The sequence below is a fragment of the Ochrobactrum sp. SFR4 genome, from assembly GCF_019730395.1.
Classification (GTDB): Bacteria; Pseudomonadota; Alphaproteobacteria; order Rhizobiales; family Rhizobiaceae; genus Pseudochrobactrum.
Window position 1 is genome coordinate 1 of sequence record NZ_JAAPBB010000640.1, and the last position, 289, is coordinate 289.

The following is a 289-nucleotide window of genomic DNA, read 5'->3' on the forward strand; positions in this document are numbered from 1 at the left end:
TATTGCGTATAGGCATAAGCGGTAACGACGGGCACAATTTTGCCTGAAGGATTTTTGATCAGAGTAGGATACGGGCCGGAAGCACGTGCATTGTCGCCGAGCAATGTATGGCTATGTCCGCCGACAATAGCATCGAGATCATCCAGTTCTGCTGCAAGTTGCTGATCAACATCATAGCCGAGTTGGGTGCGGGCGATGATCTTGGCGACACCCTTCTGTTTCAGCTCCGGTATTGTGGGTTGCAGCGTATCTTTGGCATTGAGAAAGCGCATATCTTTACCGGGGCGGG

General features: G+C 51.6%; 1 pseudogene. It reads right to left on the minus strand.

From position 1 onward, the window contains the following. Nucleotides 1–272: pseudogene (locus tag HBA93_RS20620) on the minus strand (multifunctional 2',3'-cyclic-nucleotide 2'-phosphodiesterase/5'-nucleotidase/3'-nucleotidase); the annotation flags it as partial. Nucleotides 273–289 lie beyond the last annotated feature (17 nt).